At 72.9% G+C, this 25,596-nt stretch carries 25 protein-coding genes; 10 read left to right on the plus strand and 15 right to left on the minus strand.

Features of this window, described 5'->3' with window-relative positions:
• The first annotated feature begins 10 nt into the window (after window positions 1-10).
• The 4 genes from ACYVKZ_RS11835 to ACYVKZ_RS11850 all read left to right on the plus strand — a co-directional run bounded on the left by ACYVKZ_RS11835 (window position 11) and on the right by ACYVKZ_RS11850 (window position 3,090).
• A complete protein-coding gene (locus ACYVKZ_RS11835; protein WP_460992425.1) occupies window positions 11-1,660 on the plus strand; it encodes a sensor histidine kinase in 1,650 nt (549 codons plus the stop codon).
• A complete protein-coding gene (locus ACYVKZ_RS11840) occupies window positions 1,657-2,382 on the plus strand; it encodes a response regulator (RefSeq protein WP_460992426.1) in 726 nt (241 codons plus the stop codon). The genes ACYVKZ_RS11835 and ACYVKZ_RS11840 overlap by 4 nt, the downstream gene beginning before the upstream one ends.
• Window positions 2,383-2,454: 72 nt before the next feature.
• A complete protein-coding gene (locus ACYVKZ_RS11845; protein WP_460992427.1) occupies window positions 2,455-2,661 on the plus strand; it encodes a hypothetical protein in 207 nt (68 codons plus the stop codon).
• A gap of 225 nt (window positions 2,662-2,886) precedes the next feature.
• Window positions 2,887-3,090: a cold-shock protein gene (locus ACYVKZ_RS11850; RefSeq protein ID WP_066497363.1), complete on the plus strand. Its 204-nt coding sequence runs from the start codon at window positions 2,887-2,889 to the stop codon at window positions 3,088-3,090.
• 125 nt (window positions 3,091-3,215) lie between these two features.
• On the opposite strand, the gene ACYVKZ_RS11855 is transcribed toward ACYVKZ_RS11850, so the two are convergent.
• On the minus strand, window positions 3,216-4,061 hold the full coding sequence (locus tag ACYVKZ_RS11855) for an NAD-dependent epimerase/dehydratase family protein (protein WP_460992428.1): 846 nt from the start codon (window positions 4,059-4,061) through the stop codon (window positions 3,216-3,218).
• Window positions 4,062-4,143: 82 nt separating this feature from the next.
• Window positions 4,144-4,719 (minus strand): NADPH-dependent FMN reductase, encoded by a 576-nt coding sequence (locus tag ACYVKZ_RS11860; protein ID WP_460992429.1) that lies wholly within the window; start codon window positions 4,717-4,719, stop codon window positions 4,144-4,146.
• 97 nt (window positions 4,720-4,816) lie between these two features.
• On the opposite strand from ACYVKZ_RS11860, the gene ACYVKZ_RS11865 reads away from it, so the two are divergent.
• Window positions 4,817-5,335, plus strand: coding sequence for a MarR family winged helix-turn-helix transcriptional regulator (locus ACYVKZ_RS11865; RefSeq protein ID WP_460992430.1), 519 nt, complete (start codon window positions 4,817-4,819; stop codon window positions 5,333-5,335).
• Window positions 5,336-5,344: 9 nt separating this feature from the next.
• Complete coding sequence (locus ACYVKZ_RS11870) at window positions 5,345-6,754, plus strand: DUF1731 domain-containing protein (RefSeq protein WP_460992431.1); 1,410 nt, start codon at window positions 5,345-5,347, stop codon at window positions 6,752-6,754.
• Window positions 6,755-6,771: 17 nt separating this feature from the next.
• On the opposite strand, the gene ACYVKZ_RS11875 is transcribed toward ACYVKZ_RS11870, so the two are convergent.
• The 3 genes from ACYVKZ_RS11875 to ACYVKZ_RS11885 are packed head-to-tail and all read right to left on the minus strand — an operon-like array spanning window position 6,772 to window position 11,109.
• Complete coding sequence (locus ACYVKZ_RS11875; RefSeq protein ID WP_460992432.1) at window positions 6,772-8,607, minus strand: gamma-glutamyltransferase family protein; 1,836 nt, start codon at window positions 8,605-8,607, stop codon at window positions 6,772-6,774.
• A gap of 15 nt (window positions 8,608-8,622) precedes the next feature.
• A complete protein-coding gene (locus tag ACYVKZ_RS11880) occupies window positions 8,623-9,165 on the minus strand; it encodes an acyl-CoA thioesterase (protein WP_460992433.1) in 543 nt (180 codons plus the stop codon).
• Between the two features lie 33 nt (window positions 9,166-9,198).
• On the minus strand, window positions 9,199-11,109 hold the full coding sequence (locus tag ACYVKZ_RS11885; RefSeq protein WP_460992434.1) for a propionyl-CoA synthetase: 1,911 nt from the start codon (window positions 11,107-11,109) through the stop codon (window positions 9,199-9,201).
• 183 nt (window positions 11,110-11,292) lie between these two features.
• Between ACYVKZ_RS11885 and ACYVKZ_RS11890 the strand changes: the two genes are divergently transcribed.
• Genes ACYVKZ_RS11890 through ACYVKZ_RS11905 form a run of 4 tightly spaced genes read left to right on the plus strand, consistent with a single transcriptional unit; the run spans window position 11,293 to window position 15,576 of the window.
• On the plus strand, window positions 11,293-11,934 hold the full coding sequence (locus tag ACYVKZ_RS11890; protein ID WP_460992435.1) for a GntR family transcriptional regulator: 642 nt from the start codon (window positions 11,293-11,295) through the stop codon (window positions 11,932-11,934).
• A gap of 20 nt (window positions 11,935-11,954) precedes the next feature.
• Window positions 11,955-13,475, plus strand: coding sequence for an MmgE/PrpD family protein (locus ACYVKZ_RS11895; RefSeq protein WP_460992436.1), 1,521 nt, complete (start codon window positions 11,955-11,957; stop codon window positions 13,473-13,475).
• Window positions 13,475-14,392, plus strand: coding sequence for a methylisocitrate lyase (prpB, locus tag ACYVKZ_RS11900; RefSeq protein ID WP_460992437.1), 918 nt, complete (start codon window positions 13,475-13,477; stop codon window positions 14,390-14,392). Before ACYVKZ_RS11895 ends, prpB begins: the two co-directional genes overlap by 1 nt.
• 32 nt (window positions 14,393-14,424) lie before the next feature.
• Window positions 14,425-15,576: a bifunctional 2-methylcitrate synthase/citrate synthase gene (locus ACYVKZ_RS11905; protein ID WP_460992438.1), complete on the plus strand. Its 1,152-nt coding sequence runs from the start codon at window positions 14,425-14,427 to the stop codon at window positions 15,574-15,576.
• A 38-nt stretch (window positions 15,577-15,614) separates the two neighbouring features.
• Here ACYVKZ_RS11905 and ACYVKZ_RS11910 read toward each other — a convergent pair whose 3' ends face one another.
• From ACYVKZ_RS11910 to ACYVKZ_RS11955, 10 genes are all read right to left on the minus strand, one after another.
• Window positions 15,615-16,097, minus strand: coding sequence for an 8-oxo-dGTP diphosphatase (locus tag ACYVKZ_RS11910; RefSeq protein WP_460992470.1), 483 nt, complete (start codon window positions 16,095-16,097; stop codon window positions 15,615-15,617).
• 28 nt (window positions 16,098-16,125) lie between these two features.
• Complete coding sequence (gene xerD, locus ACYVKZ_RS11915; protein ID WP_460992471.1) at window positions 16,126-17,106, minus strand: site-specific tyrosine recombinase XerD; 981 nt, start codon at window positions 17,104-17,106, stop codon at window positions 16,126-16,128.
• A gap of 32 nt (window positions 17,107-17,138) precedes the next feature.
• Window positions 17,139-17,822, minus strand: a complete 684-nt coding sequence (locus tag ACYVKZ_RS11920) for an NUDIX domain-containing protein (RefSeq protein WP_307008384.1) — start codon at window positions 17,820-17,822, stop codon at window positions 17,139-17,141.
• Between the two features lie 4 nt (window positions 17,823-17,826).
• Window positions 17,827-19,596: a CTP synthase gene (locus ACYVKZ_RS11925; protein ID WP_460992439.1), complete on the minus strand. Its 1,770-nt coding sequence runs from the start codon at window positions 19,594-19,596 to the stop codon at window positions 17,827-17,829.
• A 61-nt stretch (window positions 19,597-19,657) separates the two neighbouring features.
• On the minus strand, window positions 19,658-21,406 hold the full coding sequence (gene recN, locus ACYVKZ_RS11930) for a DNA repair protein RecN (protein ID WP_460992440.1): 1,749 nt from the start codon (window positions 21,404-21,406) through the stop codon (window positions 19,658-19,660).
• Window positions 21,403-22,422, minus strand: coding sequence for an NAD kinase (locus ACYVKZ_RS11935; RefSeq protein WP_460992441.1), 1,020 nt, complete (start codon window positions 22,420-22,422; stop codon window positions 21,403-21,405). Before ACYVKZ_RS11935 ends, recN begins: the two co-directional genes overlap by 4 nt.
• Window positions 22,419-23,261, minus strand: coding sequence for a TlyA family RNA methyltransferase (locus tag ACYVKZ_RS11940; RefSeq protein ID WP_460992442.1), 843 nt, complete (start codon window positions 23,259-23,261; stop codon window positions 22,419-22,421). The genes ACYVKZ_RS11935 and ACYVKZ_RS11940 overlap by 4 nt, the downstream gene beginning before the upstream one ends.
• A gap of 2 nt (window positions 23,262-23,263) precedes the next feature.
• Window positions 23,264-23,434: a hypothetical protein gene (locus tag ACYVKZ_RS11945; protein ID WP_460992443.1), complete on the minus strand. Its 171-nt coding sequence runs from the start codon at window positions 23,432-23,434 to the stop codon at window positions 23,264-23,266.
• Between the two features lie 50 nt (window positions 23,435-23,484).
• A complete protein-coding gene (locus ACYVKZ_RS11950) occupies window positions 23,485-24,465 on the minus strand; it encodes an HAD-IIA family hydrolase (protein ID WP_460992444.1) in 981 nt (326 codons plus the stop codon).
• A gap of 1 nt (window position 24,466) precedes the next feature.
• A partial coding sequence (locus tag ACYVKZ_RS11955) for a tetratricopeptide repeat protein (protein ID WP_460992445.1) occupies window positions 24,467-25,596 on the minus strand: 1,130 nt, incomplete at its 5' end.

Raw genomic sequence — 25,596 nt, forward strand, 5'->3', positions numbered from 1 at the left:
AGAGGAGCCGATGCGCCCGCTGAGCCTCGCAGCCCGGATGCTCTGGACCCTCGTGCTCGCCGTCATCGTGCTCACGGGCTTCATGGGGACGGCGATGTACGTCGACGCCCGGGACCAGACGCACGAGCAGGCCGGGCGCCGCACCCTCGCCGTGGCCTCGGCCCTCGCGGACAGCCCGTTCGTGGTGGACGCGGCCCGGCGCGCCTCCGCCGTCAACCCCACCACCGCCCTCCAGCCGTACGCGATGGAGGTGATGGCCGACGCGGGCCTGGACTTCATCACGATCATGGCCCCGGACCGGACCCGGTGGACGCACCCGGACCCCACCCAGATCGGCGGCAAGTACATCGGCAGCATCGACCAGGCGCTCGCCGGGCACCCGTTCACCGAGGAGGTCGAGGGGACCCTTGGACCCTCCGTGCGCACCATCGTGCCGATCAGGGACGGCGGGAAGGTCATCGGCATGGTCGCCGCCGGCGTGACGGTGAGCGCCATCGAGGTCGCCGTCGCCGGCCGGCTGCCCGCGCTCCTGGCGATCGCCGCCGCCGTGCTCGCCCTCGGCTCCCTCGGCTCGCTCGGCGTGGGGCGGTACCTCAAGCGGGTCACGCGCGGCTACGGGCCCGAGCAGCTCGGCCAGCTCTTCGCCTACTACGAGTCGGTGCTGCACTCGGTGCGGGAGGGGGTCCTCCTCGTGGACGCCAAGGGGCGCGTGGTGATCCGCAACGACCAGGCCTCCCGCCTCCTCGGCCTGCCGGAGGAACCGGACGCGGACGACGCCGGCCCCCGCGCCCCGCGCGGGCGCCGCCGCTCCCTCTCCGCGCCGCCCGCCCTCAGCCGGCTCGGCGTCCCGGAGAGCCTGCGCGAGCTGCTCGCGAGCGGGCGGACGGCGCGCGACGAGATCCATGTGACCGACGAGCGCGTCCTCGTGGTGAACCAGGAGCCCGCGGTGTCGCAGGAGGGCCGGCGCAGCCGCGTCCTCGGCTCGGTGGCGACGCTGCGGGACCAGACGGAGATCGAGGCCCTCGGCAACGAGCTCGAGACGATGCGCACCCTGTCCGACGCGCTCAGGAGCCAGACCCACGAGCACGCCAACCGGCTGCACACCATCGTCTCGCTCCTCGAGCTCGGGCAGACGGACCGGGCCCTGGCCTTCGCGACCGAGGACCTGCGGCTGAGCCAGTCGCTGGCCGACGAGCTCGTCGTCTCGATCGACGAGCCCGTCCTCGCCGCCCTCATCATGGGCAAGGCGGCCCAGGCGAACGAGCGGGGGGTCCGGTTCGACGCCGAGGCCACCGCGTCCCTGGCCGGGGCGGGGCTCGCGGCGGCCGACCTCGTGACCATCGTCGGCAACCTCGTCGACAACGCCATCGACGCCGCCGCTGCGGCGGACGCCCCGCGCTGGGTCTCGCTCGAGATCGCCGAGCACGGGACCTCACTCGTGATCGAGGTCGCCGACTCGGGGCCCGGCGTCCCCGGCGGCGAGGCGGAGAAGATCCTGCGCTACGGGTACTCGACCAAGCCCCATGCCGGCCACGGCCGCGGGCTCGGCCTCGCCCTCGTGAAGCGGTCCGTCGAGCGGCTCGGCGGCACCCTGTCCATCACGGGCGGGGCGGGGGCCGTGTTCACGGTCGAGATCCCGCGGAAGGAGGCCGCGCCGTGAGCGGGCCGAGGCCCCGAGGCGGCGCTGCCCCGGGTATCCGGGTGCTCGTGGTCGAGGACGAGCCCATCGCTGCTGCCGCGCACGCCGCGTACGTGGGCCGGGTCCCGGGGTTCGTCCACGCCGGGACGGCGCACGACGGCGCGTCGGCCCTGCGCCTGGCCGGGGAGCTGGCGGCCGCAGGCGAGCCGGTGGACCTCGTCCTGCTGGACATGAACCTGCCCGACCTGCACGGGCTGGACGTCGGGCGGCGCATGCGGGCGGCGGGCCATCCGGTGGACATCATCGCGATCACGGCGGTGCGCGAGCTCCCGGTGGTGCGCCGGGCGATCTCGGTCGGCGTGGTGCAGTACCTCATCAAGCCGTTCACCTTCGCCGCGTTCGCCGAGCGGCTCGAGCACTACCGCGCCTACCGGGAGGCCCTCGCGGACGGCGCGGGCCCGGCGTCCCAGGCTGCCGTGGACGAGGCGCTCGCCGTGCTCCGCACCCCGGTCGCCAGGCCCCTGCCCAAGGGCCTCTCGGCGGGGACACTCGAGGCGATCCGCGACGTCCTCCGGGCCAAGGACGCGCCGGTGTCCGCCTCGGAGGTGACCGAGGCCGTCGGCGTCTCACGGGTGACGGCCCGGAGGTACCTCGAGCACCTCGCAGAGACGAAGGAGGTCACGCGCTCGGCCCGGTACGGCGCGCCGGGGCGTCCCGAGAACGAGTACCGCTGGACCGGCTGAGTGCCGCCGCGGAGGCCCTGTCGCGAGCGGCGCAAGCGGCCTAGATTTGATGCAGGAACAGCGAGAGGACGCATGATGACCCACAGCCTCGACTTCGGCAACACCGAGGACGATGACCTCACCGAGCCCCTCGACGGCCGCGACAGCCAGGCCCCGGAGGGGTCGAGCGACAATCCGGAGACCATGGACGAGCTCGACCCGCTCCACGATCCGCGCCGGATGATCGAGCTCGACTCCGAGGAGGAGGAGAACCCCGACGTCGAGCTCGGCATCGACTGACCGACCGGGCCAGGAACAGGCCACGCAGAAATAGGTCCTGCGTGGCGCTCGCACCGGCGGCCGCGCTCCTGTACCGTTGTACCTGTAGTCGTTGTGTTTCACGTTGTGCCTGTACGGCTCCTGCCTCCACCGGATGGCCAGGGCGGTGCGTGCTAGCGGTTTTACGAACACCGCTGCATATCAGGTCCCGACCGTCGGGACCTGCACCGACCCCGAAGGGCAGTCATGACAACCGGCACCGTCAAGTGGTTCAACAGCGAAAAGGGCTTCGGCTTCATCGCCCCCGACGACAACTCCGCTGATGTGTTCGTTCACTTCAGCGCCATCGAATCGAACGGCTACCGCGAGCTCCTCGAGGGCCAGAAGGTCGAGTTCGAGACCCAGCAGGGCCCCAAGGGCCTCCAGGCCGCCAAGGTCCGCCCGCTCTGATTCCAGGACGCCCCGCACGGGGCGTCTGTGGGCAGTGAGCCCGAGAGGGCCGGCAGCGATTCGCTGCCGGCCCTCTCGGCGTCTCGGGACCCGGCCGGGGCGGCCCGGCCGGGCGTCGGATCCTCCTAGACGTGGTCCCGCCAGGAGTGGCGCGGGTCGTACCCGAGCAGCCTGCGGGCCTTGTCGATCCCGAGCAGGGTCTCGTGCTCGCCCAGGCCCTCCCGCACCTGGACGCCGGGGAAGACCTCGGCGGCCAGCGAGGCGGAGCTGCGCGACATGACCGTGTCCGCCGCGGCGATGATGTACGCCTCGAAGCCCGGCCTGGCAGACTCGAGGGCCCTCTCGACGGCCTGCGCGCCGTCGCGGGCGTCGATGTAGCCCCACAGGTTCCACTTGCGCTGCAGCGGGTCGGCGTCGAACGACGGGAACGCGGCGTAGTCCTCGGGCACCATGACGTTGGAGAACCTGAAGGCGCTGATGCTCAGCTCCGGGTCCCAGCGGCACAGCTGGATCGCCATCTGCTCCTCGAGGTGCTTGACGAGCGAGTAGGTGCTCTCGGGCCGGGCCGCGTACTCCTCGTCGACCGGGATGTAGGGCGGCGGGGTGTCGAAGGGCAGGCCGAGCACGGTCTCGCTCGAGGCGTAGGCGATCCGCTTCACGCCCGCCCGCCTCGCCGACTGGAACACGTTGTACGTGGCCAGCATGTTGTTGCGGAACGTCGCGGCGTCCGGGACGAGCCCGGGTGCCGGAATCGCGCCGAGGTGCACGACGGCGTCGATCCCGGCATGGCGGTCGTCGACACCGAGGAAGGCGTCCACCACCTGGCCGTAGTCGGTGAGGTCGGTGCGGATGAACCCGGGGTCCCTCTCCCCCGCCACATCGAGGCTCCACACGCGGTGGCCCGCCTCGCGCAGGTGCGTCAGGACCACCCGCCCCAGCTTCCCGCTTCCTCCGGTGAGCACGATCTCCATGGACTCCCCTTCCCGTGCGGCCCGTGTGGCCACTGCCGACCATCCTTGTCCGGTTGGGCCGCGGCCGCCACCCCTGTCCGCGTCAGAGCACGGCGGCCCCGGCACGGACGGACTCGAGGGCCTTGGTCCAGGTCACGAGCTGCTCCAGCATCGGATCGACCGAGGCGGCCTGCATCTCGGTCGGGACGAAGGCCGAGAAGTTCTCGAAGTCGCCGAAGAGCGAGAACATGCCGGTCTTCTGCACGTGCGCGATCTGGAGTTCGGAGAGGATCCCGCGCAGGTGCTCGACGGCGCGGACGCCGAACGCCGAGCCGTAGGAGACGATCCCCGCGGCCTTGTTGGCCCACTCCGCATTGAGGTAGGACAGCGCGTTGGCCAGGGCCGGGGCCACCGAGTGGTTGTACTCGGGCGTGACGAAGATGAAGCCGTCGAACTCGTCGATGCGGGCCGAGAATTCCTTGGTCGCCTCGTTGCTGTACTGCTGGTAGCCCGCCGGGACCGCCTCGTTGAGGAGCGGGAGGTTGAAGTCAGCGATGTCCACGAGCTCGAACTCGACCTCGGGCTGGCGCTCCTGGGCGCGCGCGAGCACCCACTCGGCGACCTGGAGGTTGTTGCGGCCCGGACGCGTGCTGCCGGTGATGACGGCGATCTTGCTCATATGCTCTCCTTGTTGACGCATCAATCAAAACTTGATGGTTCAACTACAGCATGCGCATAATTGATGTGTCAAACATCTGGGGACCTGAGGAGACGCTGTGAGCACCCACACCACGGCAGGGCCGCACTGGCTCGACGAACGCGAGAAGGACGTCTGGCTGGCCCTGCGCCGGCTCGTGTGGGGGCTCACCCCCGCCATCGACAGGCAGCTCACGAGGGACTCGCGGCTGTCCGGACCCGAGTACTCGGTGCTCGCGACGCTCTCGGAGTGCCCCGACGGCGTGCTGCGCTCCGGGACCGCCGCGCAGGAGCTCGGTTGGGAGCGCAGCCGCCTCTCCCACATCCTGCGGCGCATGGAGGCCAAGGGGCTCGTCCACCGCAGCTGCTCCGCAGACGACGCCCGCGGCCAGGACGTGACCCTCACCGAGGCAGGGAGGGCCGCGATCACCGAGGCGGCACCCGGCCACGTCGAGTTCGTCCGGCGCGTCGTCTTCGACCCGCTCACCCCCGACCAGCAGGACGTGCTCGGGCAGGCATGCCACCGGATCGCGGAGGCCATCGCGGGGGCCGAGGGCGGGCCCGAGGCCTCCGCCGCGTCGCGGTACGGCGGCCAGTAGACTGCACGGATGACCTGGCATCGCACGGCATCCCAGTGGTTCCGACTCCCGGCCGGCCCCCTCTGGGAGGTGCTCTCCGAGGTGCGGCGGTGGCCGGAATGGAACCCCGCGGTCGGTGAGGCCGGACTGGGCTCCGCGCTCGCGGAGGGCACCCGGGGCCACTATGCACCCGCCCAGCGGGTCCTCGGGGCCCTGCACCGGCGCACCGCTCCCGGGTTCACCGTCACCCAGGTCGATCCGGGCCGCAGGCTCGTGCTCCGCCAGCCCCAGCCCGGGGGCGGCCAGGAGATCGAGTGGTCGCTCCAGGAGCGGGACGGCGGAACGCTCTTCACCCAGCGCGTCGCGATCGACGGCCCGCTCGCGCAGCAGTTCGGCCTCACGGCGGGCGAGCCCCTCGTGCGCGGCTTCGCGGAGCAGTGCGCGCGCCTGTACCGGCTCGCGGCCCCTGCCGGCGACACGGACGACACGGCCGACGACGCGGCGCGGCCCCCGCTCACCGTCCTCGCCGGCGGCACCGGATACCTCGGCACGCTGCTCGCGGCGGACCTCCTCTGCTCGGGGCACGAGGTGGCCCTCCTCACCCGGTCCCACCGGCCGGGGCCCTTCCGGCAGATCCTCTGGGACGGGCGCAGCCAGGGTCCCTGGAGCGCCGAGCTGGGCGGCGCCGGGAGGCTCGCCCTCGTCAACCTCAGCGGCGTGAGCCTCGACAGGCCGGGCACCGAGGCGAACCTCGCGCTGCTCCGCGACAGCCGGGTCGCGCCCACGCGGGCCCTCGTCGAGGCGAGCCAGACCTGGTCTCGGCCGGTGGAGCGCTGGGTACAGCAGAGCGCCGTCGGCATCTACGGCGACTCGCAGGAGCCGATGGACGAGCGGGCCGCTCCCCCGTCCGACGCGCCCGGCCTCGCGGCCGTGGTGCGCGACTGGGAGGCCGCGTTCGATCCGTCCGCCGCGGCCCGGGCGACGGTGCTGCGCACGGCAGTGGTGCTGGACCGCGACGCCGCGGTGCTGTCCCGGCTCACCGGTCCAGCGCGGCTCGGGGCCGGCGGCCACCTCGGCACGGGCGAGCAGTGGTTCAGCTGGATCCACGCGGCCGACTGGCTGCGGGTCGCCCGTGCGGCCCTGGGCCTGCCGCCCTCGGCGGGCGAGGCGCCGGTGGAGCTCCCCGACGGCGTGGTGAACGCCACCTCGCCGCAGCCGGTGCAGAACCGCGAGCTCATGGCGCACATCCGGGAGTTCGTGGGCGTTCCCGTCGGCATCCCGGCCCCGGCAGGGCTGCTGCGCGCGGCCGCCGGCGTCCTGCGCACCAACCCCGACCTCGCCCTCGACAGCGTCCGGGCCGTCCCCGGTGTGCTCAAGGACGCCGGCTTCGACTTCCGCTACCCCCAGCTCGCGGCGGCCTTCCGCGAGATGTCCGCCTAGCCCGGCGCCCGCGGGGGTCAGCGCCCGACGGCGTACCCGGCCATCCCCCGCGGGTTCGCCCCGGCGCGCAGCACTCCCGTGGCGGGGTCCCGGGCCACCGCGCACAGCCGCCCGATCTCCCAGTCCCCGGCCACGCCGACCCGGTGGCCCCGCCGCCGCAGCCCCTCCACGACGTCCGCCCCGAACCGCCCCTCGAGCAGGGCCACGCCGGGCTGGTGCTCGTGCGGGTAGAAGCTCGAGGGCGAGTGGACGGAGTGGAACCCCGGCGCGTCGATCGCCTCCTGGAGCCCGGCTCCCCGAAGGGTCACGTCGAGGAAGAAGTGCGGCTGCCACTGGTCCTGCTGGTCGCCGCCGGGCGACCCGAAGGCGAGCACGGCCTCCCCGCCGCGCAGGGCCAGGGAGGGCGAGAGCGTGGTGCGCGGCCTGCGCCCCGGCGCGAGGGTGTTGGGCAGGCCCTCCTCGAGCCACGCCATCTGGAGGCGGGTGCCGAGCGGGAACCCCAGCTCGGGGATGACGGGCGAGCTCGAGAGCCAGCCGCCGCTGGGGGTCGCCGACACGAAGTTCCCCCAGCGGTCGACCACGTCGACATGGACGGTGTCCGTCCTGGCCCTCCCGTCCGCCGCCGGCAGGCCGCCCGAGGCAGCCTCCTGCAGCGCCCGCACGGCATTGGGCTCCCCCAGCCCGTTCACCCCGGCCGCGTCGAAGCCGCCCCGCACCACGAGGTCGGGCAGGCGGGGCGCCCTGCCGTCCGGCGAACCGGGGAGCAGCTCGAGTGAGGCCGTCCTGCCGATGAGGGCCGCCCGCTGGGCGGCGTACTCGGGCGAGAGCAGCTCCGCGGCCGGCACGCCGGGCCCGTCGCCGTACCATGCGTCCCGGTCCGCGAGCGCGAGCTTGGTCGCCTCGAGCACGGTGTGGACGTAGCCCTCGGTGCCCGGGGCGAGAACTCCCTCGCCGAAGCCGGGGACCGCGTCCAGGATCGCGAGCTGCTGCAGGAAGGCGGGGCCCTGGCTGAAGAACCCGCACTTGTGCACGGTCCAGCCGCGGAAGTCGAGGGAGACCGTCGGCTCGTAGTGGGGACGCCACGCGGCGAGGTCCGCCGCGGTGATGAGCCCCGCGTGCGCGTCGCCGCTCGAGTCCCGCTGCGGCGTGCGGCAGAAAGCGTCGATCGCCTCGGCGACGAAGCCGTCCGTCCACTCATGGACGGCGGCGCCGATCGCCTCCGCGCGGCCTGCGCCGCCGGCGCCCGCGCGGGACTCGGCTTCGAGGAGCCGGTGCCAGGTGCGGGCGAGGGCGGGGTTGCGCAGCAGGCTGCCGGCCACGAGGGGCTGCCCGTCGGGGGCGTACACGGCAGCGGAGGAGGGCCAGTGGCTGCGGAAGTGGGGCGCCATGCGCTCCAGGACGGCGGCGAGGCGGGCCGCGACGGGGAGGCCGTCCTCGACCACCGCCAGCGCCGGCGCGAGGACCTCCGCGAGGGCCAGGGTGCCGTGGTCGGCCAGGAGCGTGAGCCAGCCGAGGGTCGATCCAGGGATGGCGGCGGCCAGGAGCCCCGTGCCGGGCACGTGTCCGAGGCCGAGCGCCCGGAACGCCTCCGGCGTCGCCGCGGCGGGGGCGGGGCCCTGTGCGCTCAGGACGCGCGGCGCCTGCCCCGGCTCGGCGAAGATGAGGGTCATGTCGCCGCCCGGGCCGTTCTGCTGCGGCTCGGCGGCCTGGAGCGCGAAGCCGGCGGCAGCGGCGGCGTCGAACGCGTTGCCCCCGCGCTCGAGCATCGCCATGCCTGCCTGCGCGCCGATCCAGTGGGTGGCCGAGACCATGCCGAAGGTGCCGGCAAGCTCCGGCCGCGTCGTGAAGTCCATCACCCCACGCTAGCCCTACCAGAGGTGGGGGGCGGGGCGGCGCGTGCTGGGCAGGGCATTCTCCTCGCGCCAGCGGTGGAGGAACTCGGGCAGCACGAGGTCGGCGGGCGGCCGGCCGGTCCCGGCGAAGATCTCCTCGTTGGCCACCGGCCCGGACTTCGAGACGAGGCGCGTGGCGAGGTAGGCGCGGGCGTAGATCTCCCCGCCGGCCACCATGCGCTGCTCGAAGAAGATGGCCCTCTCGTCGAAGCCGATGATCCTGGTCTCGATGGTGTAGGCCTGCCAGAGGGTCAGCGACCTGCGGAACGTGATCGTCTCGAGGTTCACCACCGGGCTCCAGCCGCGGGCGCGCATGCGGTCCCAGACCCCGGCGCGCACCATGAGGTCGAACCTGCCGAGGTCCATGAGCGAGAAGTACATGCCGTTGTTGACGTGCAGGGCGATGTCGATGTCGGTGGGGAGGACGCGCAGCTTCAGCGACGAGGTCCCCCACAGGCTCAGCGAGGGCCGTCGGCGCGAGGTGACCAGGAGCAGCAGGGTGCGCAGGAGCAGGTGCATGCCGCCATGTTACCGGTCGGTAACCCGTGCTGGTCAGCCGGCACGGAGCACGGGGACGAGGCGCTCGATCACCTCCGGGTCCTCGATGGTGGAGGGCACCGTGTACTCCTCGCCGTCGGCGATCTGCCGCATGGTCTTGCGCAGGATCTTCCCCGAGCGGGTCTTGGGCAGGGCGTCGACCACGAGGGCCTGCTTGAAGTCGGCCACGGCGCCGATCTGCGAGCGCACGAGCGCCACGAGCTCGGCGGCGAGGGCCTCCTCCGACACTTCCGTCCCGGCCTTGAGCACCACGTAGCCCACGGCCCGCTGGCCCTTGAGGCTGTCCCTGAGGCCGATCACGGCGCACTCGGCGACCGCCGGGTGTCCTGCGAGCACCGCCTCGATGGCTCCCGTGGAGAGCCGGTGGCCAGCGACGTTGATGATGTCGTCGGTGCGGCCCATGACGAACACGTACCCGTCCGCGTCGCGGTAGCCGGAGTCGCCCGTGGCGTAGCAGCCGGGGAAAGCGCTCAGATAGGAGGAGATGTAGCGCTCGTCGTTGTGCCAGAGGGTGGTGAGGGTGCCGGGCGGCAGCGGCAGGCGCAGGACGATGTTGCCCTCCTCGCCCGCCTCGACCGGCTCCCCGGCCCCGTCGAGGATGTCGAGGTCGTAGCCGGGCATCGGAACCGACGGCGACCCCGCCTTGAGCGGGAGCTCCTCGAGTCCGCGCGGGCTGCCGCAGATGGCCCATCCGGTCTCGGTCTGCCACCAGTGGTCGATCACCGGGACCTTGAGCTTCTCCCCCGCCCAGCGGTAGGTCTCGGGGTCGAGGCGCTCGCCGGCGGCGTAGAGGCGCTCGAGCGTGGAGAGGTCGTAGCCCGCGAGGAGCGCGGCCTCGGGGTCCGCCCGGCGGATGGCCCGCAGGGCGGTGGGCGCCGTGAAGAGGACCTTGACCCGGTGCTCCGCCGCCACGCGCCAGAACGCCCCGGCGTCCGGGGTGCCTACCGGCTTGCCCTCGTACAGCACGGTCGTGGCCCCGGCCAGGAGCGGTCCGTAGACGATGTAGGAGTGGCCCACGACCCAGCCCACGTCCGAGGCCGTCCACATGACCTCCCCGGGCCCCACGCCGTAGAGGTTCTTCAGGGTCCAGGCGAGCGCGACCGCGTGGCCGCCGTTGTCCCGCTGCACCCCCTTGGGGGTCCCGGTGGTCCCGGAGGTGTAGAGCACGTAGAGGGGGTGGGAGGCCGCGACCGGCACGCAGTCCGCGGGCTGGGCGGCCCGGAGGGCGGCGTCGTAGTCCTCCCAGCCGGGATAGTCCGCGAGCTGGTGCGCGAACCCGGGGCGGACCTTGACGAGGACGGGGACCTGCGGCATCTCCGCGATCTCGAGGGCCTCCGCGACCGCCGGCAGGTATTCGACGCGGCGGCTCGGCTCGATGCCGCCGCTGGCCGTCACGACGAGCGCGGGCCGCGCGTCCCTGATCCTCGCGGCGAGCTCCCGCGGGGCGAATCCGCCGAACACCACCGAATGGACCGCTCCGAGCCGCGCGCACGCCAGCATGGCGACGACGGCCTCCGGGATCATCGGCATGTAGATGACGACGCGGTCCCCGGTCCCGACGCCGCGGGCGGCCAGGGCGCCCGCGAACCGGGCCACGAGGTCTGTGAGCTGCGCATAGGTGAACGTGGCCTTGGTCCCGGTCACTGCCGAGTCGTAGACCAGGGCTGCGGCGTCCCCGCGGCCGGCCTCGACGTGGCGGTCCAGGGCGTTGTAGGCCGTGTTGAGGGTTCCGCCCGGGAACCACCGGTAGAGCGGGGGCTCGGAGCCGTCCAGGGCTGCCGTGGGCTCCTCCACCCAGTCGACGGCCTGGGCGGCATCGAGCCAGAAGGCCTCGCGGTCCGCCAGGCTCCGGCGGTACGCCTCGGCATACGGTCCCGTCCCCTGCATTCCTGTTGCCTGGGTCATGGCAGCTCTCCTCACTTCCTCGTGATGAGGCCAGCGTAGGGCAGCGGTCCGCGGACGACAAGGGTTCTGTATACATTGAGCAGGCAAAAACGCCCTGCTGGCCTTGATTTCCTCGGATGGTCCTGTCAATGTATACATAAGCGCCGATGGGCGGACACCATGCGGAGGCCGGAGAGGAGAGCCGTGAAAGCCAGCGATCGTGCCTACGCCTCACTGCGCGAGGACATCGTGGAATGGCGGCTGCCTCCCGGGACGGTGCTGGGCGAGGTCGAGCAGTCGGAACGCCTCGGGGTCTCGCGCACCCCGCTGCGCGAGGCCCTGGCACGCCTCACCGCGGAGGGCCTCGCCTCGGCCCAGCGAGGCCGCGGCGTGGTGGTCAGCGACATCTCCCTGGCCCACATCGACGAGCTGTTCGAGCTGCGGGAGGCGCTCGAGGCGAAGGCGGCCGCGCTCGCGGCGCTGCGCGGTGACCCTGAGCGGTTCGCCGGGCTGCGCGACCGGTTCGCGGCGGCCCCAGCCCTCCTGCACGACGAGGATCCGCAGCGCCAGCAGTACTACGCCCTCGCCGCCGAGCTCGATGCGGCGATCGACGACTCGATCGCCAACTCCTACCTTGCCCAGTCGCTCGAAGGCCTGCGCGTCCACCTGACCAGGGTGCGGCGGCTGGCCAAGGATGACGCGGCCCGCCTGAGGCAGGCGGCCTCGGAGCACGCCGCCATCGCCGGGGCGATCGCGGACGGCAATGCCCACCTCGCGGCCGCTGCCACCGCCGTCCACCTCAGCAACAGCCTGCACCACATCAAGAACACCCACCCGCTTCCCTAAGCCCCACCGAAAGGTCAGCCATGGTCGAGATGCACAAGGTCCGCGTCTACAAGAGCGAGGAGAACCTCCCCCGCGAGGACCAGCTCGCGCACAAGATCGCCGCGGTCGCCGCCGACCCCGTGGAGGTCTCCGACGAGGTCGCGGAGATGATCATCAACCGGATCATCGACAACGCCTCGGTCGCGATCGCCTCGCTCAACCGGGGACCCATCATCGCGGCGCGGGCGCAGGCGCTGGCCCACGCGCCGTCGTCCGGGGGGAAAGGATCCCTCCTCTTCGGCGTCACCGACCGGGTCTCCCCCGAGTGGGCCGCGTGGGCCAACGGGGTGGCCGTCCGCGAACTCGACTACCACGACACGTTCCTCGCCGCCGAGTACTCCCACCCGGGCGACAACATCCCGCCGGTCCTCGCGGTCGCCCAGCACGTCGGCTCGACCGGCCGGGACCTCATCCGCGGCATCGCCACCGGCTACGAGATCCAGGTGGACCTCGTGAAGGCGATCAGCCTGCACAAGCACAAGATCGACCACGTCGCCCACCTGGGCCCGTCCGCGGCCGCGGGGATCGGCACACTGCTCGGCCTCGACATCGAGACGATCTTCCAGGCCGTGGGCCAGGCGCTGCACACCACCACGGCGACCCGGCAGTCCCGCAAGGGCGAGATCTCGACCTGGAAGGCCCACGCCCCGGCGTTCGCCGGCAAGATGGCCGTCGAGGCCGTGGACCGCGCCATGCGGGGCCAGACCTCCCCCGTGCCGATCTACGAGGGCGAGGACGGGGTCATCGCCTGGATGCTCGACGGCCCCGACGCGGCCTACGAGGTCCCGCTGCCCGCGCCCGGCGAGGCGAAGCGCGCGATCCTCGACACCTACACCAAGGAGCACTCCGCCGAGTACCAGGCCCAGGCTTGGATCGACCTGGCCCGCAAGCTCCACCGCGAGCACCCCGAGGCGACAGACCCGCAGAACGTGGCCAGCATCCTCATCAGGACCAGCCACCACACCCACTACGTGATCGGCTCCGGCGCGAACGACCCGCAGAAGTACGACCCGACGGCCTCGCGCGAGACCCTCGACCACTCGATCCCCTACATCTTCGCCGTGGCCCTCCAGGACGGCGCGTGGCACCACGTCGACTCCTACTCCCCCGAGCGCGCCGGCCGGGCCGACACGGTGGCCCTGTGGCACAAGGTCACCACGGAGGAGGACCCGGAGTGGACGCGCCGCTACCACTCCCTCGACATCGCCGAGAAGGCGTTCGGCGGCTCCGTGGCCATCACGCTCGCCGACGGGACCGTGATCGAGGACGAGATCGCCGTGGCGGACGCCCACCCGCTCGGCGCACGCCCGTTCGGCCGCGAGCAGTACATCGCGAAGTTCAGGACCCTGGCGGCCGAGTCGGTGGCCCCGGAGGAGATCGAGCGCTTCCTCCACGCCGTGCAGCGGCTGCCCGAGCTCGGCGCCGGAGAGCTGGACGCGCTCAACATCGTCGCCAAGGAGGGCGTGATCGACCTCGCCTCCGCCCCGAAGGGACTCTTCTGATGCTGTACTCGACGACCACCCCCGAGCAGAAGCGCGCCACGCTGCGCGAGATCCTCGGCTCGGGCACCCTGCAGCAGTTCCCGGGCGCCTTCAGCCCGCTCTCCGCGCGGCTCATCGAGGAGAAGGGCTTCCCCGGGGTCTACATCTCCGGCGCGGTCCTGGCCAACGACCTCGGTCTGCCGGACATCGGGCTCACCACACTCACGGAAGTCGCCACCCGCGCCGGGCAGATCGCGCGGATGACCGACCTGCCCGCCATCGTCGACGCCGACACCGGGTTCGGCGAGGCGATGAACGTGGCCCGCACCGTCCAGGAGCTCGAGAACGCCGGCCTGGCCGGGATGCACATCGAGGACCAGGTCAACCCGAAGCGCTGCGGCCACCTCGACGGCAAGGCGGTCGTGGACCTCGACACGGCGCTCCAGCGCGTCCGGGCCGCCGCCGACGCCCGCCGCGACCCCAACTTCCTCATCATGGCCCGCACCGACGTCCGAGCCACCGGCGAGGGGGCGGCGGGTCTGGCGGCCGCCGTCGAGCGCGCGAAGGCCCTCGTCGAGGCGGGGGCGGACGCGATCTTCCCCGAGGCCATGGCCAGCCTCGAGGAGTTCAAGGCCATCCGCGACGCCGTGGACGTTCCCGTGCTGGCCAACATGACCGAGTTCGGCAAGAGCCGCCTGTTCACCGCCGAGGAGCTCGCCGGTGTGGGGATCAACCTCGTGATCTACCCGGTGACCCTGCTGCGCATGGCCATGGGCGCCGCGGAACGTACGCTGGAGAGCATCCGGGCGGACGGCACCCAGGAGGCCCAGGTGGCGAACATGCTGACTCGCTCCCGCCTCTACGAGCTGGTTGACTACGAGGCGTACAACCGTTTCGACACCGGCGTGTTCAACTTTCAGGTTCCCGGCCGATACTGAGGCCACGGGGCCATTGACGAAGGAGTCCTGCGATGACACAGGTGCCCAACACCGAAGAGATCAAGAAGGGCCTTGCCGGCGTGGTGGTGGACTACACCGCCATCTCGAAGGTGAACCCTGAGACCAACTCGCTCCTCTACCGGGGCTACCCGGTGCAGGAGCTCGCCGCCCGCTGCAGCTTCGAGGAGGTCGCCTACCTTCTGTGGCACGGCGAGCTGCCCACCCCCGAGCAGCTGGCGGAGTTCGAGGCGCGCGAGCGCTCCGGCCGGGCCCTCGACCCGCTCCTGAAGCGGCTCATCGACGAGCTCCCTGCCACGTGCCACCCCATGGACGTGTGCCGGACCGCGGCCAGCGTGCAGGGCGCGCGGCACCCCAAGGCCGGGGACAACTCCCGCGAGGCCAACCTGGCCAAGGCCCTCGAGCTGTTCGCCGCGATGCCGGCGGTCGTGGCCTACGACCAGCGCCGGCGGCGCGGACAGGACGTGGTGGAACCGCGCGACGACCTCGGCTACTCCGCGAACTTCCTGTGGATGGCCTTCGGCGAGGAGGCCGCCCCCGAGGTGGTGCGGGCCTTCGAGGTCTCGATGATCCTCTACGCCGAGCACTCGTTCAACGCCTCGACCTTCACCGCCAGGGTCGTCACCTCGACCCTCTCGGACCTCCACTCGGCCGTGACGGCCGCGATCGGCGCCCTCAAGGGCCCGCTCCACGGCGGCGCGAACGAGGCCGTGATGGAGACGTTCGAGGAGATCGGCATCCGCACGGACGAGACGCACGAGCAGGCCAAGGTCCGGGCCAAGGCTTGGATGGACGAGGCGCTCGCCGCCAAGAAGAAGGTCATGGGGTTCGGCCACCGCGTCTACAAGCACGGCGACTCCCGGGTTCCCACCATGAAGGCCGCCCTCGACGACCTGATCGCCTTCTACGGCCGGCCCGAGGTCCTGGGCCTGTACGACGGCTTGGAGCAGTCGATGGACGAGGCCAAGGGCATCAAGCCGAACCTGGACTACCCGACGGGCCCGGCGTACCACCTGATGGGCTTCGACATCCCCACCTTCACGCCGCTGTTCGTGGCCAGCCGGATCGTCGGCTGGACCGCCCACGTGATGGAGCAGCTCGAGAGCAACTCGCTCATCCGCCCGCTCTCGGCCTACAACGGCCCGGACGAGCGCCACCTGGACTGATCAGCCCCGCGGAGCGCCCTCTCGGGGGCCCTCGAGGATCACCGGCCGAGGACAGCGAAACGGAACACCGTCTCGTTGTCCTCGGCCATTTCCACGTAGAAGTCCGCGACGGTGCCGGCCAGGACCAGGGGCAGCCAGTGGTCGGCGTCCTGCCACATCCCCTCGACTGGCAGGGCCTCGACCGGGTACCACAAGGGCTCGATCTCCTCGCTCTCGCCGACCTCCCCGTCCCAGACGGCCGCGGTGAACATGGTGCACTCCATGTCCCACGCGGGCCGGGCGGGGAAGCGGAAGTCGACGGTGCCGGCAGGCACCAGCACGGCGAGGTCGAGTACGACGCCGGCTTCCTCCTCGAGCTCGCGCACGGCCGCCTCCGCCGGGGTCTCCCCCGGTTCGACGTGGCCGCCGAGGCCGACGATCTTGCCCTGGCCGAAGCCGCGCTTCTTACGGCCGAGCAGGACCTCCCGGCCCGCCGCGGTCTCGCGCAGGAGGAAGCACAGCGCCACCGGCGCGCCCATCAGGCCGCCCCTCGCGCCCGGGCGCCGGCGCTCATCCGCGGGCCCTCGGGTGGGCGGCGGCGTAGACTTCGCGCAAGGTGTCCGCGGTGACGAGCGTGTACACCTGGGTGGTCGTCACCGAGGCGTGCCCGAGCAGCTCCTGGACCACGCGGACATCCGCGCCGCCCTCGAGGAGGTGGGTGGCGAACGAGTGGCGCAGGGTGTGCGGCGAGACGTCGCGGTCGATCCGGGCCCTCTCGGCCACGTCCTTGAGAATGGTCCAGGCGCTCTGCCGGCTCAGTCGGCCGCCGCGGGCGTTGAGGAAGAGGGCGGGGGTGCCACGTCCCTTCGCCACGAGGGCCGGACGGCCGCGGACGATGTACGCGTCGAGCGCGCGTGCCGCGTAGGAGCCGATCGGCACGAGGCGCTCCTTGGAGCCCTTGCCGAAGAGCCGGACCACCGCGGGACCGCCGTCGCCCGCCTCGAGCCGCAGGTCGTCCACGTCGAGGCCCACGGCCTCGCTGATGCGCGCCCCGGTGGCGTAGAGGAACTCGAGCAGGGCCCGGTCGCGCAGGCCCGGGGGCGTGTCGGCCGAGGCAGCCTCGAGGATCCGGGTGACCTCGTGCACGGTGATGGCCTTGGGAAGCCGCTGCCCGGCGAGCGGCGGGTGGACGTCCGCTGCGGGGTCGTCCGGGGTGGTGCCCTCGAGGGCCCAGAAGCGGTGGAGGCCGCGGACGGCGACCACCGTCCTCGCCGCCGAGCGCGCGGTCAGCGGGCTGCCGCCGTCGGCCCCGTCGCGCAGCGCCTGGGCGAAGGCGCCGACGTGGCCCCGCTCGACGCCGCGCGGCGAGCCGACGCCCTGCCCGGCGAGGTAGGCGCCGTAGCGGGCGAGGTCCCGGCGGTAGGCGGCCAGGGTGTTCGCGGCGAGGCCGCGTTCGACGGCGAGGTGCCGGAGGTAGTCCTCGACGGCGCGGGCCAGCGCCGGGGGGACCTCCGGCGCCGGCGGGGCGACGGGGGCGGGCGCTGCGGCCAGCGTGGGTTCGGGTGCCTGCACGGCGGCGCAGCTCAGCGCTGGGCCGGGTGGGCCGGCCAGGGGCTGTCGCCCGGCCGCAGCGAGGCGTAGCCGCTGCGCCGTGCCGCGTCCGCGGCCAGCACCGCCACCACGGCGCTGGGGTTGTGGAGCCGGCCCGAGAGCACGGCCTGCACGGCGTCGTCGAGCTCTACCCAGACGAACTCGATCTCCGCCTCCTCGTCAGTGCGCTCGTGCCGGTCGGCATGCGGGATCTCCGTCAGCCCCTGGGCGAGGAAGATCCGGATGGCCTCGCTCGAGGATCCCGGGGAGGTGAAGAACTCGGCGAGGATGTGCCACTCGGAGGCGGTCAGGTCCGCCTCCTCGGCGAGCTCCCGCGAGGCCGCGTCGAGGGCGTGCTCGCCCTCGACGTCGAGCAGCCCGGCGGGGATCTCCCAGAGGTCCATCCCGACGGGGTGGCGGTACTGGCGCAGCAGCAGGATGCGGCCGTCCTCGTCCATGGGGAGGATGGCCACGGCCCCGGGATGGTCGATGTAGTCCCTCTGGAGGGTGCCGGCGCCGTCTGCCAGCTCGAAGGCATCGCTGCGGACGTCCCAGATGCGCCCGCGGTAGACCGTCTCGGAGGACAGCACGCGCCGCGGGCTCAGGGCATCCTCGACTTCCGAGGCGCGGTGGCCGGACGTCGGATCGCCGTGCGCCCCCGGCGCGTGCGTGCCCACGGCGCTACTTGCCCTTGCCCGCAGCGGCTGCGGGGGCCCCAGCCGAGTCGGCCGTGCCCGTCTGGCCGCGGCCCTTGGGGGCCGCAGGGCCGGCCTGACGCTCGAGCGCGGCCTTGACGAGCCCCACGAAGAGCGGGTGCGGACGCGTGGGCCGCGAGCCGAGCTCGGGGTGCGCCTGCGTTGCCACGTAGTACGGGTGCACGTCCTTGGGCAGCTCGACGAACTCGACGAGCTTCCCGTCCGGCGAGGTGCCGGAGAAGACGAGGCCCTTGGCGGCGATCTGCTCGCGGTAGGCGTTGTTCACCTCGTAGCGGTGGCGGTGGCGCTCGGCGACCTTCGTGGTGCCGTAGGTCCCCGCGACGACGGAGCCCTCGTCGAGGACCGCGTCGTAGAGGCCGAGGCGCATCGTGCCGCCCAGATCGCCCTTGCCTTCGACGATGTCGAGCTGCTCCGCCATGGTCGCGATGACCGGGTACTTCGAATCGGGCTCGAACTCGCTCGACGAGGCGCCTTCGAGCCCCACGACGTTGCGCGCGTACTCGATGACCATGCACTGCAGGCCGAGGCAGAGGCCCAGCGTGGGCAGGCCCGTCTCACGGGCGAGCGTCAGGGCGCCGAGCTTGCCCTCCAGGCCGCGGATGCCGAAGCCGCCGGGCACGAGGATCGCATCCACGCCGGCGAGGGCCTTCTTGGCTCCGGCCGGCGTCTGGCACTCGTCCGAGGGGACCCAGCGGATGTTGACCTTGGCGTCGTTCGCGAAGCCGCCGGCGCGCAGGGCCTCGGTGACGGACAGGTAGGCGTCCGGCAGGTCGATGTACTTGCCGACGAGCGCGATCTCGACCTGGTGCGCGGGGTGGTGGACCACCTCGAGCAGCCGGTCCCACTTGGTCCAGTCGACGTCCTTGAACGGCAGGTCCAGGGCACGCACGATGTACGAGTCCAGGCCCTGGGCGTGCAGCACCTTCGGGATGTCGTAGATGCTCGGGGCGTCGGGGCAGCTGATCACCGCGTCGGTGTCGACATCGCACATCCGGCCGATCTTGTCCCGCATCGCGTCGGGGATCTCGCGGTCCGAGCGGATGACGATGGCCTCAGGCTGGATGCCGATCGAGCGGAGGGCCGCGACCGAGTGCTGGGTGGGCTTGGTCTTGAGCTCCTGGGACGGGCCGATGTACGGCACGAGTGAGACGTGCACGAAGAAGACGTTCGTCCGGCCCACGTCCTGGCGGACCTGGCGCGCCGCCTCGAGGAACGGCTGGGACTCGATGTCGCCCACCGTGCCGCCGATCTCGGTGATGATCACGTCCGGGGCATTCTCACCCTCGGAGGGCAGCCGCATGCGCCGCTTGATCTCGTCCGTGATGTGCGGGATCACCTGGACGGTGTCGCCGAGGTACTCTCCGCGGCGCTCCTTGGCGATCACGGTCGAGTACACCTGGCCGGTGGTCACATTGGCCGAGCCGTCGAGGGACTCGTCGAGGAAGCGCTCGTAGTGGCCGATGTCGAGGTCGGTCTCCGCGCCGTCCTCGGTGACGAAGACCTCTCCGTGCTGGAAGGGGTTCATCGTGCCCGGGTCCACATTGAGATAGGGATCGAGCTTCTGCATCGTGACCGAGAGGCCGCGGCCGCGCAGCAGGTGGCCGAGGCTGGACGCCGTCAGGCCTTTCCCGAGCGAGGAGGCCACGCCACCGGTGACGAAGATCTGCTTGGTCGTCTTGGCGGAGTCTGAAAAACGGGAATGAGTTCGCTGCACCACGGAATTCGAGCTTATCACCGATTCAGGCGCGGGCCTCCCGCCGCCGGGCGTGTCCCCGCACGTCCCGCGGCCGGGGCCCTCACCCGGCCGCGGCGGCCCTCGAGGACTGGGCGTCCTCGAGGAGCTCGAGGGCGTGTGCGCGGGCGCTGGCGGAGTCCTCCTGGCCGGCCAGCATGCGCGCGAGCTCCACCACGCGCTCGGACTCGTCCAGGACCCGCACATCGCTCGAGGTGACGCCCGCGACGCCCTCCGCCGAGCGGCCCGAGGCCACCGAGGTCTTGATCACGGTGATGTGCCGGTCCGCGAACGCCGCGACCTGGGGCAGGTGCGTGACGACGAGCACCTGGACGTGGCGGGCGAGCATCGCGAGCCTGCGTCCGATCTCGACCGCGGCGCGGCCGCCCACTCCCGAGTCGACCTCGTCGAAGACGAACGTGGGCACCGGGTCCACGGCGGCCAGCACCACCTCGATCGCGAGCATGACGCGCGAGAGCTCGCCGCCGGAGGCGCCCTTGCCCAGCGGGCGCGCGGGGGCGCCCGCGTGCGGCTGCAGGAGGATCGCCACGGTGTCGGAGCCGTCGGGTCCGAGCTCTCCGGTCTCCTCGACCTCGACCTTGAGGGCCGCGTCCGGCATGGCGAGCGCCGTGAGCTCCTCGCTGACGCGCTCGGCGAGCTCCACGGCGGCGGCCCGGCGCAGGGCCGTCATCTCGCCGGCGAGCTCCTTCAGGCGTGCCTCATCCTCGGCGATCTGGGCCGTGAGGGACTCGATGCGCCCGTCGTCGTCCTGGAGCTCGAAGAGGCGGGCCTGGCCCGCTTCGGCCCACGCGATGACCTCCTCGAGCGTGGGTGCGTACTTGCGGGTCAGGCCGCCGAGCGCGGCCCTGCGCTCCTCAACCTCGGCCAGGCGCCCCGGCCCCTCGGTGTCGAGCGAGGCTGCGTAGCTGGCGAGCTCCTGGGCGATGTCCGCGAGGGCGTAGCCCACCTCGGCGAGCCTCTGGGCTGAGGCGCCCAGCGCGGCGTCGTGCTCGGCGACATGCTCGAGTGCGCGGCGGGCGCCGTCCACGAGGGTGGTCGCGTCGGCCACCTCGCTGAAGTCCTCGGCCACGATGGCCTCGTGGGCCTCCTGCGCGGCCAGGCGCAGCGCCTCCGCGTTGGAGAGCCGCTCGGACTCCGCCTTGAGGGCGGCGTCCTCCCCGGGCTCGGGATCCACCTCCGCGATCTCGGCCAGGGCGGCGCCCAGCGACTCGGCCTCGCGGATCCGCTCGCGCGAGGAGGACGTGAGCTCCTCGAGCTCCCGCCGGGCCGCGGTCCACGCGGCGTAGAGGGCGGAGTAGGCGGACTGGGTCTCGGCGAGCGGGCCGCCGGCGAACGTGTCGAGCGCGCGGCGTTGGGCTGCCGGTCCCTTGAGGCGCAGCTGCTCGGACTGGCCGTGGATGACCACGAGCTGGGAGCCGACCTCGGCCAGCGCGCCCACGGGCGCGGAACGCCCGCCGACGTGGGCGCGGCTGCGGCCGTCCGAGCCGACGGTGCGGGCCAGCAGGAGCTCGGCGGCGCCGTCGTGCTCCTCGACGTCCGCACCCGCCTCCTCGGCGCGCACGACGGCGGCGTGGCCGGGCTCGAGCTTCACGGTCGCCTCCGCGACCGCGGACTTCGCCCCGGTGCGCACGGCGCCGGCGTCCGAGCGGCCGCCGAGCAGCAGCCCGAGCGCGGTCACCACCATCGTCTTGCCCGCGCCGGTCTCGCCCGTGACGACGCTCAGGCCCGGGCCGAGCGGCAGGGCCGCGTCCGTGATGACACCCAGGTCGCGGATTCTCAGTTCCTCGATCATGCGTGCTCCTCGCTGGCTGCCTCGGTGCCGTCGACGTCCCCGGCGGCGCGCTGGGCCCAGGCCACGGGCGGGACCTCAGGGACCATCGGCCCGGGCTCGGCGAGCGGGGCCCCGGCGGCGGGCCCTCGCCAGCCGTGGATGGGCAGTTCGAATTTGCGCACCAGGCGCGCCGAGAACGGGGTCGTGCTGATCCTCGCGAGCCGGACCGGCAGGGGCGACTTCGTCACCTCGACGCGGGAGCCCGGCGGCAGGTCGACGGACCGGCGCCCGTCGCACCACAGCACCGCGGCGGCGTCGGTGCGGCCCAGGATCTCGACCGCGAGGGTGGAGCGCGGGGAGACGACGAGGGGCTTGGCGAAGAGGGCGTGCGCGCTGATCGGAGCGATGAGGAGGGCCTCCACCTCGGGCCAGACGACGGGGCCGCCGGCCGAGAACGCGTAGGCCGTGCTGCCGGTCGGAGTGGCGAGCACGATCCCGTCGCACCCGTAGGAGGTGAGCGGCTTGCCGTCGACCTCGGTGACGACCTCGATCATCCGCTCCCGGTTGGCCTTCTCGATCGCCGCCTCGTTGAGGGCCCAGGTGTGGGCGATCTTGGTGCCGTGCTGCCACACGGTCACGTCGATGGTCATGCGCTCCTCGACGGAGTAGCTCTTGGAGGCGATCCACTGGACGGTCTGGGCCAGGTCGGCCCGCTCGCTCTCCGCGAGGAATCCGACGTGCCCGAGGTTGACCCCGAGCAGCGGGACGTCGACGTGGCGGACGAGCTCGGCCGCGCGCAGGATGGTCCCGTCGCCGCCGAGCACCATGACGAGTTCGACGTCCTCGAGCTGGACCTCCTGCCCGAGGACCTCGGTGGGGTGGTCGAGGCCGTCGAAGCGGGCTTCGAGGTGCGCCTGCTGCCCGGCGGGCATGACCGGGGACAGGCCCGATCCGTACAGCTGGGCCGAGGCCTCGCGGGCGGCGAGCATGGAGTCCTCGCGGCCCAGGTGGGCAAGGAGCAGAACACGGCGGGTCACGCGGGCGCCTCCTGGGGGTCGGTGGCAGGCCAGTGGGCGGCGACCCACTGTGCGGGATCCTCCCCTGGCGATACGGGGTGGCCGGCGGAGCCCGCGGCGTGGTCGCCGGGGCGTGCGAGCCAGAGGAAGTATTCGAGGTTGCCGTCCTGGCCGGGCAGCGGGCTGCGGGCGAGGCCGCACAGGGCCAGCCCCTCGCGGGCCGCCGCCTCCGCGACGGCGGTGACCGCGCGGCGTCGTTCGCCGTCGGAGCTGACGACGCCGGTCCGGGCCAGCCGCTCCCGGCCCACCTCGAACTGCGGCTTGACCATCAGCAGGAGGTCCCCGCCGGCCTCGGTGCACGCGGCGAGGGCCCCGACCACGAGGGTGAGGGAGATGAAGGAGAGGTCGGCGACCGTCAGGGCCGCGGGGCCGCCGATCTGGTCGGGGCCCATATCGCGGACGTTGAGGCCCTCGTGGACGCGGACGCGAGGGTCGTGGCGGAGCGCGTCGACGAGCTGCCCGTGCCCGACGTCGACGGCCACGACCTCGGCCGCACCGGCCTGCAGCAGCACATCCGTGAAGCCGCCCGTCGAGGCGCCCGCGTCGAGGCAGCGCCTGCCGGCCGGGCCGATGCGGGGAAAGGCGGCCAGCGCGCCGGCGAGCTTGTGCCCTGCCCGGCTCACATAGCGGTCGTGCTCGCTCGCGGCGACGCTGATGTCCGCGTGCTCGTCGACCGGCTGGGAGGGGCGGGCGGCCGGGGCGTCCGCGACGCGCACGGCGCCGCTGGCGATCAGCTTCGCGGCGTGCGTGCGGGACCGCGCCAGCCCACGGTGGACGAGTTCGAGGTCGAGTCGGGCCACCGCTACTCCGCCGGCTCCGTGTCGAGGATCTCGGACAGCGCCGCGTGGAATGCATCGAAGGCGTCGGCCTGCTCGGCGAGCGGGCGGCCGGCGGCGGCGTCCAGCGCCGCGAGGGCGGCGTGGGCCTCGGGCAGCGCCGGGGCCGTCGCGGCCGTCTGCGGATCCTCGCTCATGCGTCCAGCTTAGCGAGACTCGGCGGCGGCTCGGCTCAGGCTCCGCTCCGTCAGTGTGCCCAGCGCAGCTCGGGGGCGGTCCTCTCCTCGGCCTCGGGCAGCGCGGCCCACCACGCGGCGCAGGCGGCGCGCCAGGCGTCCAGATCCTCGCGGGACCCGGCCACCTCGACGACTTCGCCGTTGGTGCGCGCTGACGAGGCGCCGACGTGCCAGGCGCCTCCGGAGGCGACGGGCTCGGGGTACGGGCGGAAGAGGTCGTCGAGCGTCCGCAGGATATAGGTGGGCCGCTCCGCGTGGCGTGCGCCGAGGATGGACTGCTCGGTGTCCACCCCGGTGAGCACCACCGCGGTCGCGAAACCGGCGCGGTTTCCGCCCAGGATGTCGGTGTCGAGCCGATCGCCCACCACGACGGGGCGGCGCGACCCGAGCCGCTCCGCCGCCGCGAGGAACAGGGGCGCTTCCGGCTTGCCGGCGACCAGCGGCTCGCGGCCGGTGGCCGCGCGCACCGCGGCGACGAGCGTGCCGTTGCCGGGCGCCATGCCGCGGGCCTGCGGGATGGACATGTCCGTGTTGGTCGCGATCCAGACCGCGCCGGCGGCCACGGCATAGGCGGCCTCGGCCAGGTCCCGCCAGCCGAGGTCCGGGCTGAAGCCCTGGATCACGGCGGCGGGGTCCTCCTCGGCGGAGCGCACCGGAGTCAGCCCGCGCAGCTCGACCTCGCGGGCAAGCGCGGCGCTCCCGGTGACGAGGACCCGGGTTCCGGCGGGCACCTGCTGCGCGAGCAGCGACGCGCCCGCCTGGGCCGAGCTCACCACGTCGTCGTCCCGGGCGGGGGCGCCGAGCTCGCGCAGGTGGGCGGCGACCTCCGCCGGCGAGCGGGAGGCGTTGTTCGTCACGTACCCCAACCGGACCCCGCGCGGGGCGAGCGCCTGGAGCGCCTCGACCGCACCGGGGATGGCATGCGGGCCGGCGTAGACGACGCCGTCCAGATCGGACAGGACGGCGTCGAAGGCCTCGATGAGCTCCGCCATGCTACGCCCGGTCGTCCTCGCTGCCGGGCGCCTGCTCGTCTGCGGGGGCCGGCTCGCTGGGGCCGTCTGCCGCGGCCTCGGCGTCGGCGGTCTCGGCGGGCGTCTCGTGGATGCCGATCTCGTCCTCGGCCAGGCCCGTCTCCTCACCGCTTACCCCGGCCGCGTCCTCGTCCGACGGCGAGGGGGCGGCGTCGTCATCCGTCGCGCCCTCGCGCTCCTCGTCGGCGTCGCCGCGGGGCGAGGCGGCGGCCGACTTGGCGCGGCGCTCCTCGTCCTCGCGACGCTGCTCCTCCTCGTCCCAGCCGAGGTCCACGATCTCGGGCTCCTCGTACTCGCCGACCCCGAGCGCCTTCTCCGCGACGCCGATCTGGCGATACCACTTGGAGGCCTCGGAGGCGCGCCCGGCGGCGGAGAGCGCGTCGGCGTACGCCTCGAAGAGGCGCGGGCTGAAGGAGAACGCCCGGTTGATGTCGAGCTGCGGGATCTCGAGCTCTGCCACGGCGCCGGCGTGGTCGCCCATGTCCGACCGCGCGCCCGAGGCCACGATGGCGAGCTCGGCCTTGTTGGCGTTGTCGAGCATGTTCCGCTCGTCCGAGTGGGCGAGTTCGAGGGCCTTCTCGGGCCGGCCGAGGCCACGCTCGCAGTCCGCCATGTGGGCCAGGTGGATGCTCGAGCCCGTGATCCGGCGGAACGTGCGGAACTCGCGGAGCGCGTCGTCGTAACGGCCCGCGGCATAGGCGGTCATGCCGACGGCCTCGCGGACGGCGCCGATGCGTCCGCCGCGCCGGCTGGCGGCGAGGGCATGCTGGAATGCGGCCTCGGGGTCATCGTCGATCAGGCGTCCGGCCATGACGAGGTGCTTCGCGACCCAGTCGCTGTTGTTGCCTTCGAGGGTCCGCAGCTGACCGATCGTGCCGCGGTCGAGCTCGCGCCCGGTCACATCCGGGTCGATCTCCGGGGACCGCTCGCGGTCCGGGCGGTTCGAGACCCGCAGGTCTCCGGCGTTATGCGGGCGCTCGTCATGGCCCCCGGGCCGCTCGTCGCGGTCGAAGCGCCGGGGCCCACGGTCGTCACGCTGGAACGGACGACGCTCACCACGGTCGTCACGCTGGAACGGACGACGCTCACCAC

This window comes from Sinomonas soli, assembly GCF_054782415.1.

Bases quoted from the DNA above. Each gene is read 5' to 3' on its own strand.
- ACYVKZ_RS11895 (WP_460992436.1), top strand. From the start codon at position 11,955: ATGGTCGAGATGCACAAGGTCCGCGTCTACAAGAGCGAGGAGAACCTC.
- ACYVKZ_RS11870 (WP_460992431.1), top strand. From the start codon at position 5,345: ATGACCTGGCATCGCACGGCATCCCAGTGGTTCCGACTCCCGGCCGGC.
- ACYVKZ_RS11885 (WP_460992434.1), bottom strand. From the start codon at position 11,109: ATGACCCAGGCAACAGGAATGCAGGGGACGGGACCGTATGCCGAGGCG.
- ACYVKZ_RS11845 (WP_460992427.1), top strand. From the start codon at position 2,455: ATGATGACCCACAGCCTCGACTTCGGCAACACCGAGGACGATGACCTC.
- ACYVKZ_RS11945 (WP_460992443.1), bottom strand. From the start codon at position 23,434: ATGAGCGAGGATCCGCAGACGGCCGCGACGGCCCCGGCGCTGCCCGAG.
- ACYVKZ_RS11875 (WP_460992432.1), bottom strand. From the start codon at position 8,607: ATGGACTTCACGACGCGGCCGGAGCTTGCCGGCACCTTCGGCATGGTC.
- ACYVKZ_RS11855 (WP_460992428.1), bottom strand. From the start codon at position 4,061: ATGGAGATCGTGCTCACCGGAGGAAGCGGGAAGCTGGGGCGGGTGGTC.
- ACYVKZ_RS11860 (WP_460992429.1), bottom strand. From the start codon at position 4,719: ATGAGCAAGATCGCCGTCATCACCGGCAGCACGCGTCCGGGCCGCAAC.
- ACYVKZ_RS11850 (WP_066497363.1), top strand. From the start codon at position 2,887: ATGACAACCGGCACCGTCAAGTGGTTCAACAGCGAAAAGGGCTTCGGC.
- ACYVKZ_RS11950 (WP_460992444.1), bottom strand. From the start codon at position 24,465: ATGGCGGAGCTCATCGAGGCCTTCGACGCCGTCCTGTCCGATCTGGAC.
- prpB (WP_460992437.1), top strand. From the start codon at position 13,475: ATGCTGTACTCGACGACCACCCCCGAGCAGAAGCGCGCCACGCTGCGC.
- recN (WP_460992440.1), bottom strand. From the start codon at position 21,406: ATGATCGAGGAACTGAGAATCCGCGACCTGGGTGTCATCACGGACGCG.
- ACYVKZ_RS11835 (WP_460992425.1), top strand. From the start codon at position 11: ATGCGCCCGCTGAGCCTCGCAGCCCGGATGCTCTGGACCCTCGTGCTC.
- ACYVKZ_RS11880 (WP_460992433.1), bottom strand. From the start codon at position 9,165: ATGCACCTGCTCCTGCGCACCCTGCTGCTCCTGGTCACCTCGCGCCGA.
- ACYVKZ_RS11905 (WP_460992438.1), top strand. From the start codon at position 14,425: ATGACACAGGTGCCCAACACCGAAGAGATCAAGAAGGGCCTTGCCGGC.